The sequence below is a fragment of the Micromonospora sp. S-DT3-3-22 genome (genome assembly GCF_015354745.1).
Taxonomy (GTDB): Bacteria; Actinomycetota; Actinomycetes; order Mycobacteriales; family Micromonosporaceae; genus Micromonospora; species Micromonospora wenchangensis.
In genome coordinates, this window is record NZ_JACGMO010000011.1 from 83,767 (window position 1) to 90,611 (window position 6,845).

General features: G+C 73.6%; 7 protein-coding genes and 1 pseudogene. 5 read left to right on the forward strand and 3 right to left on the reverse strand.

The features are described 5' to 3' along the window. Positions 1–11: 11 nt before the first annotated feature. From H1A17_RS05150 to H1A17_RS05160, 3 genes are read left to right on the forward strand one after another with little or no spacing between them, the layout of a single operon-like run. Positions 12–968, forward strand: a complete 957-nt coding sequence (locus H1A17_RS05150; RefSeq protein WP_145921663.1) for an ABC transporter permease — start codon at positions 12–14, stop codon at positions 966–968. Positions 969–973: 5 nt separating this feature from the next. After that, complete coding sequence (locus H1A17_RS05155) at positions 974–2,047, forward strand: ABC transporter ATP-binding protein (RefSeq protein WP_194821194.1); 1,074 nt, start codon at positions 974–976, stop codon at positions 2,045–2,047. After that, a complete protein-coding gene (locus H1A17_RS05160) occupies positions 2,031–3,068 on the forward strand; it encodes an ABC transporter ATP-binding protein (protein WP_194821195.1) in 1,038 nt (345 codons plus the stop codon). The genes H1A17_RS05155 and H1A17_RS05160 overlap by 17 nt, the downstream gene beginning before the upstream one ends. Positions 3,069–3,163: 95 nt before the next feature. Here H1A17_RS05160 and purH read toward each other — a convergent pair whose 3' ends face one another. Both purH and purN read right to left on the reverse strand, forming a co-directional pair. Further along, positions 3,164–4,735, reverse strand: a complete 1,572-nt coding sequence (gene purH / locus H1A17_RS05165) for a bifunctional phosphoribosylaminoimidazolecarboxamide formyltransferase/IMP cyclohydrolase (RefSeq protein WP_145921666.1) — start codon at positions 4,733–4,735, stop codon at positions 3,164–3,166. Then, a complete protein-coding gene (gene purN / locus H1A17_RS05170) occupies positions 4,732–5,352 on the reverse strand; it encodes a phosphoribosylglycinamide formyltransferase (RefSeq protein ID WP_088647168.1) in 621 nt (206 codons plus the stop codon). Before purN ends, purH begins: the two co-directional genes overlap by 4 nt. A gap of 138 nt (positions 5,353–5,490) precedes the next feature. On the opposite strand from purN, the gene H1A17_RS05175 reads away from it, so the two are divergent. Together H1A17_RS05175 and H1A17_RS05180 are read left to right on the forward strand one after the other, a co-directional pair. Further along, the gene (locus H1A17_RS05175) at positions 5,491–5,838 is read left to right on the forward strand and encodes a CD225/dispanin family protein (protein WP_228542951.1); all 348 of its coding nucleotides are present in this window, start codon (positions 5,491–5,493) and stop codon (positions 5,836–5,838) included. 26 nt (positions 5,839–5,864) lie between these two features. Then, positions 5,865–6,464 carry a DUF4190 domain-containing protein gene (locus H1A17_RS05180; RefSeq protein ID WP_145921667.1) on the forward strand — a complete coding sequence of 200 codons (600 nt, stop codon included), beginning with the start codon at positions 5,865–5,867 and terminating at the stop codon, positions 6,462–6,464. Between the two features lie 169 nt (positions 6,465–6,633). On the opposite strand, the pseudogene H1A17_RS05185 reads toward H1A17_RS05180, so the two are convergent. Further along, positions 6,634–6,845, reverse strand: a pseudogene (locus H1A17_RS05185) (hypothetical protein); the annotation flags it as partial.

A 6,845-nucleotide genomic window follows, 5' to 3' on the forward strand; every position in this document is an offset into this window, starting at 1 on the left:
GAGGTGCCGGCATGAGCGACTTCGAGACGGTGGCGGCGACGGAGGACCAGGCCGCCCGGCGCGGGGTCTCCGGCGAGCCCGGGACGCCCGACCGGGTCGGCGTACCGCACAAACCCCGCAGCCTGGCCGGGGACGCCTGGCGCGACCTGCGCCGCAAGCCGGTGTTCTGGATCAGCCTGGTGCTGGTCGTGCTGGTCGCCGCGATGGCCGCCGTGCCGTCGCTGTTCACCGCGAACGACCCGCGCGACTGCGTGCTGTCCCGCCAGCACGCCGGGGCCTCCGGCGGGGCCGTCTTCGGGTACGACTTCCAGGGCTGCGACACGTACGCCCGCGCCGTCTACGGGGCCCGCGCCTCGCTGCTGGTCGGCGCGCTGTCCGCCCTGCTCACCGGGGCGATCGCGCTGGTCGTCGGGATGGTGGCCGGGTACTTCGGCCGCTGGGTCGACGCGGTGCTCTCCCGGGTGATCGACATCGTGCTCGGCATCCCGCTGCTGCTGGCCGCGATCGTGCTGCTCAAGCGGGTCAGCACCAGCAGCGACACGGTCCGGCTGTTCGCGGTGATCTTCGTGCTGGCGGTGCTCGGCTGGACCACCGCCGCCCGGGTCGTCCGCTCCTCGGTGATCACCGCCAAGGAGCAGGACTACGTCGCCGCCGCCCGGATGCTCGGCGCTGGCCACGGCCGGATCATGTGGCGGCACATCCTGCCCAACGCGCTCGCCCCGGCGATCGTGGTGCTGACCATCGCGCTCGGCTCGTTCATCGCCGCCGAGGCGACGCTGAGCTTCCTCGGCATCGGGCTGAAGGCCCCCACCATCTCCTGGGGCATCGAGATCGACGCCGGCCGGGTGCACATGCGCGAGTCGGCGACGCCGCTGGTCGTCCCGTCCGCCTTCCTCGCGCTGACCGTGCTCGCCTTCATCATGCTCGGCGACGCGATCCGCGACGCCTTCGACCCGAAGCTGCGGTGAACCCGATGAGCGAACCCGGGCGTGAGCGAGAGGCGGATCCGGTGACCGAGCCCGCACCCCGGCCCACGCCGGCCTCACCCACCCCGCCCGGCGGGCACCTGCTGGACGTACGCGACCTGCACGTCGAGTTCCGCACCGGCGAGGGGGTGGCCAAGGTGATCAACGGGGTCTCCTACCACCTGGACCCGGGCGAGACGCTGGCCGTGCTCGGCGAGTCCGGCTCCGGCAAGTCGGTCACCGCCCAGGCGGTCATGGGCATCCTGGACAGCCCGCCGGCGGTGATCCGTTCCGGTCAGATCCGCTACCGGGGCCGCGACCTGCTCACCCTGCCCGAGGAGCAGCGCCGGCAGGTACGCGGCAAGGAGATCGCGATGATCTTCCAGGACGCCCTGTCGGCGTTGAACCCGGTCTTCCCGGTCGGCTGGCAGATCGGCGAGACGCTGCGGCACCGCGACGGGATGTCCCGCGCCGACGCCCGACGGCGGACCGTCGAGCTGATGGACCTGGTGCGCATCCCCGGTGCGGCCGGGCGGCTCGGCGACCACCCGCACCAGTTCTCGGGCGGGATGCGGCAACGCGTCATGATCGCGATGGCGCTGGCGCTGGACCCGAAGGTGCTGATCGCCGACGAACCGACCACCGCCCTCGACGTCACCGTGCAGGCCCAGATCATGGACCTGCTGGCCGACCTGCGCCGCGACCTCGACATGGCGATGATCCTGATCACCCACGACCTGGGGGTGGTGGCCGGCGTCGCGGACCGGATCGCCGTCATGTACGCCGGCCGGATCGTCGAGCACGCCGACGTCCGCCCGCTGTACCGGGCGCCGGCCCACCCGTACACCAAGGGGTTGCTGGCCTCGATCCCCCGGCTGGACGTGCGCGGCCGGGAACTGTCCACCATCCGGGGCCTGCCGCCGAACCTGATGCGCATCCCCGGCGGCTGCCCGTTCCACCCCCGCTGCCCGTACGTGCAGCAGGTGTGTGTGGACGTGGTGCCCGACGACCTGGTCCTCGCCGACGGCCGGACCAGCGCGTGCCACTTCGCGCAGGAGGTCCACGATGACCGCGACCGCTGACCCGGCCAAGGTCCGGGGCGAGACCATCCTCAGCGTCGACGACCTGGTCAAACACTTCCCGATCACCCGGGGGGTGCTCTTCCGCCGGCAGGTCGGCGCGGTCCGGGCCGTCGACGGGGTCAGCTTCACCCTGCGCCGGGGCGAGACGCTCGGCATCGTCGGCGAGTCCGGCTGCGGCAAGTCGACCCTCGCCCGGGTGCTGATGCGGCTGGAGACACCGACCTCCGGCCGGGCCACCCTCCAGGGCCGGGACCTGCTCTCCACCGCCGGGGGCGAGTTGCGCCGGCTGCGCCGCAACATGCAGATGGTGATGCAGGACCCGTACACCTCGTTGAACCCCCGGATGACGGTCGGCGACATCATCGGGGAGCCGTTCGACATCCACCCGGACGGGGCCCCGAAGGGCAGCAAGCGCGGCCGGGTACGGGAGCTGCTGGACGTGGTCGGCCTCAACCCGGAGCACATCAACCGGTACCCGCACCAGTTCTCCGGCGGCCAGCGGCAGCGGATCGGCATCGCCCGCGCGCTCGCCCTGCGCCCCGAGGTGATCGTCTGCGACGAGCCGGTCTCCGCCCTGGACGTCTCGATCCAGGCCCAGGTGATCAACCTGCTGGAGCAGCTCCAGGACGAGTTCGGACTGTCGTACGTGTTCATCGCGCACGACCTGTCGGTGGTGCGGCACATCTGCGACCGGGTCGCGGTGATGTACCTCGGTCGGATCGTGGAGATCGGCACCGAGGAGGAGATCTACGAACGGGCCACCCACCCGTACACCCAGGCGCTGCTGTCGGCGGTGCCGGTGCCCGACCCGGAGGCCCGGGGCGCGGCCGGCATCATCCGGCTCACCGGCGACGTGCCCAGCCCGGCCGATCCGCCGTCCGGCTGCCACTTCCGCACCCGCTGCTGGAAGGCCGAGGACATCTGCGCCCGGGAGGACCCGCCCACCGTCCCCCGGCCCGCCGACCCCCACCCCAGCGCCTGCCACTTCGCCGCCCTGCGCGACCCGCCGGGCGGGGGGTGACCACCGGTCGCCGCCACCGGCGACCGCACCTGCGGCCGAGCACGGGATGCCGCTCGGCCGCAGGTGGTGCGCCGGGTCGGGCCCGGCCGGGTCGATCAGTGGAAGAAGTGCCGGGTGCCGGTCAGGTACATGGTGACGCCGGCCTGCTGGCAGGCGGCGACGGTGTCCTCGTCGCGGATCGAGCCACCGGGCTGGACGATCGCCTTCACCCCGGCGTCGATCAGGATCTGCGCGCCGTCGGCGAACGGGAAGAAGGCGTCGGAGGCGGCGACGGAACCCCGGGCCCGCTCCGCGCCGGCCCGGCTCACCGCCAGCCGGGCCGAGTCGACCCGGTTGACCTGGCCCATCCCCACCCCGACCGACGCGCCGTCCTTCGCCAGCAGGATCGCGTTGCTCTTCACCGCGCGGACCGCCCGCCAGGCCAGCGCCAGGTCCCGCAGGGTGGCCTCGTCGGCCGCCTCACCGGTGGCGAGCTTCCAGTTGGCCGGGTCGTCGCCCGGGGCGTCGATCCGGTCCCGCTGCTGGACGAGGACCCCGCCGGTCACCTGCCGCCACTCGGCCGGCAGCGGGGCGAAGGCCGGGGCCCGCAGCAACCGGATGTTCTTCTTGCCCTGGAGGATCTCCACCGCGCCGGGCTCGAACTCCGGCGCCACCAGCACCTCGGTGAAGATCTCCGCGACCTGGCCGGCCAGCTCCACCGAGACCGGCCGGTTGACGGCGATCACCCCGCCGAACGCGGAGACCGGGTCGCAGGCGTGCGCCTTGCGGTGCGCCTCGGCGACGTCCGCGCCGACGGCGATGCCGCACGGGTTGGCGTGCTTGATGACCGCCACCGCCGGCTGGTCGGGGAAGTCGTTCGCGGCCCGCCAGGCGGCGTCCGCGTCGACGTAGTTGTTGTAGGACATCTCCTTGCCGTGCAACTGCTCGGCCTGGGCCAGCCCCGGCGGGCTGCCCGGGTCGGCGTAGACGGCGGCGCCCTGGTGCGGGTTCTCGCCGTACCGCAGCGTCGCCTGCCGGCGCAGCGCCAGCCCGGCGAAGTGCGGCCAGCCGTCCTCGGCCGGGGCGGCGGTGCCGGCGAACCAGTCGGCGACCGCCACGTCGTACTCGGCGATGTCGGCGAACGCGCGGGCGGCCAGCGCCCGCCGCTGGGCCAGGGTGAACCCGCCCTCGGCCAGGGCGGCGACCAGCGCCGGGTACGCGGCCGGGTCGGTCACCACGGCGACCGAGGCGTGGTTCTTGGCGGCGGCCCGGACCATCGCCGGCCCGCCGATGTCGATCTGCTCGATGCACTCGTCCGGGGACGCGCCGGAGGCGACGGTGGCCTGGAACGGGTAGAGGTTGGAGACCAGGACGTCGATGCCGGCGATGCCGTGCTCGTCGAGCTGGTCGGCGTGCGACTCCTTGCGCAGGTCGGCCAGGAGCCCGCCGTGGATCTTGGGGTGCAGGGTCTTGACCCGGCCGTCGAGGATCTCGGGGAAACCGGTCACCTGCTCGACCGGGGTCACCGGCACACCCGCGCCGGAGATCGTCGACGCGGTGGAACCGGTCGAGACGATCTCGACCCCGGCCTCGTGCAGCGTACGGGCCAGCTCGACCAGACCGCTCTTGTCGTAGACGCTGACCAGCGCCCGCCTGATCGGGCGGCGGGTGTCCTGCGGGGCACTCACGGAACCGTGACCTTTCTTCCGGTGATCGTCCAACCTGCACGGACCAGGCGACCGACCTGCTCGACGAGCTGGCGGCGCTCGGCTTCCTTGATGCGCTCGGTGAGCGTCTCCTCGTCGTCGTCGTCGAGGACCGGCACCGCCACCTGCGCGACGATCGGGCCGGTGTCCATCCCGGCGTCGACGAAGAAGAGGGTGGCCCCGGTGACCTTGACGCCGTAGGCGAGCGCGTCCCGGGGGCCGTGGATGCCGGGGAACGCCGGCAGCAGCGTGTTGTGCGTGTTCAGGTAGCGGTCACCGAAGGCCGCCAGGAACTGCGGCCCGACCAGCTTCAGGAAACCCGCCGAGATCACCAGGTCGGGCCGGTGCTCGGCGACGTGCGCGGTGAGCGCCTTGTCCCAGTCGGCGCGGGTGGGGTGGTCCTTCACCCGGTCGACGAACGTCGGCACCCCGGCGGCGGCGGCCCGGTCCAGCCCGACGATGCCGTCCCGGTCGGCGCCGACGGCCACCACCCGGGCCCCGTAGCCGGGGTCGGCGGTGGCGTCCAGCAGCGCCTGGAGGTTGCTGCCGGAGCCGGAGACGAGGACGACGAGGCGGGCGACGGACGCGGGCTCGGTCACCCGGCCACCCTAGCGGGCAGGTCGGCACGCCCATCCTGCGGGCGGCGACGTTTCGGGTGATCACGCGTGTCGCCCCGACACGGTACGCTGCCGGTCGCCCGGTGGCCGGGCCGCGCCCGCCACCGCACCCCATAGCCAATGATCAGGTACGGACGCCGTACCGACGTGAACGAGGAGCACTCGCAGATGCAGCCCGGCTACCCCAACCCGCAGCAGCCGATCAACAACAACATGACCGCGTCGATCGTGGCCATCTTCTTCTTCTGGCCGTTGGCGATCCCGGCCATCATCAACGCCTCGAAGGTCAACCCGGCCCTCCAGCAGGGCGACTACGCGGGCGCCGAGGCCGCCGCCCGGGAGTCCAAGAAGTGGTCGAAGCTGGCCTTCATCATCGGTGCCGTCTGGCTCGTCATCGTGCTGCTCTGCTGCATCTTCGGTGGTCTGATGGGCGCGATCGGCGGCAGCAACAGCACGAGCAGCTACTGACGGACCACGACTGAGGAGCACCCGAGATGCAGCCCGGAAACCCCGGCCACGACCCGTACGGCCAGCAGCCCCCGCACGACCCGTACGGGCAGCCGCCCGTCTCGGGCCAGCCGCAGGACCCGTACGCCGCGCCGCAGGCACCGTACGGGCAGCAGCCGGCGGCACCGTACGGCGAGCAGCCGCAGTACGGGCAGCCCCCGCACGACCCGTACGGCCCCCAGCCCACCTCGGGCCAGCCGTACGGTCAGCCCTTCCAGCCGGACCCGTACGGCCAGCCCGTCCACAAGGACCCCTACGGGCAGCAGCCGTACGCGGCGGCGGCCAGCTCCTACCCGGGGGCCGGCTACCCGGCGCCGCAGGGGCAGCAGAACACCCTCGGCCTGGTGTCGCTGATCCTCGGCATCGCGTCCCTTCCGCTGCTCTGCTGCCTCTTCCTGGGCCTCCCGCTCGGCATCGGCGCGGTGATCACCGGCTGGTTGGGCATGCAGAAGGCGAACCAGGGCCTGGCCAGCAACGGCGGTCAGGCCAAGGCCGGCCTGATCTGCGGGGCGGTCGCGGTCGGCCTCGGCATCCTGCTGCTGCTCCTCAACCTCATCGGCAGTTTCACGCTGCCCACCTCGCCCTGACCCGGGCGACGCACGACCGAGGGGCGTTCCGGCACCGTCCGGGGCGCCCCTCGCCGTGTGCGCGACCGGACCAGGCACCCGGCGGCACGGACGACGCACCCGGTCGCGCCGCGCGGCGGGTCGAGCCCGGCTGGCCCCCGGGGCCGCGCCCCGGGTGCGGGCCGGGTGGTCAGTCCGGCACCGGGCGGGCCGGCCGGTCCTCGGCCGGCCGGGGGTGCTCCCGGGCCGGCCGCTGCCGGTCCCCGGCCGGGTCGGGCCGCTCCGGAGCCCTCCGGGGGCGGCCGGCGGGCGGCCGGGGCCGGGTCGCCGGGCGGGCCGACGCCGGCCGGTCGAGCACCTTGGCGGCGGCGGCCCCGAGCAGGGCGCCGACCGTGACCACCG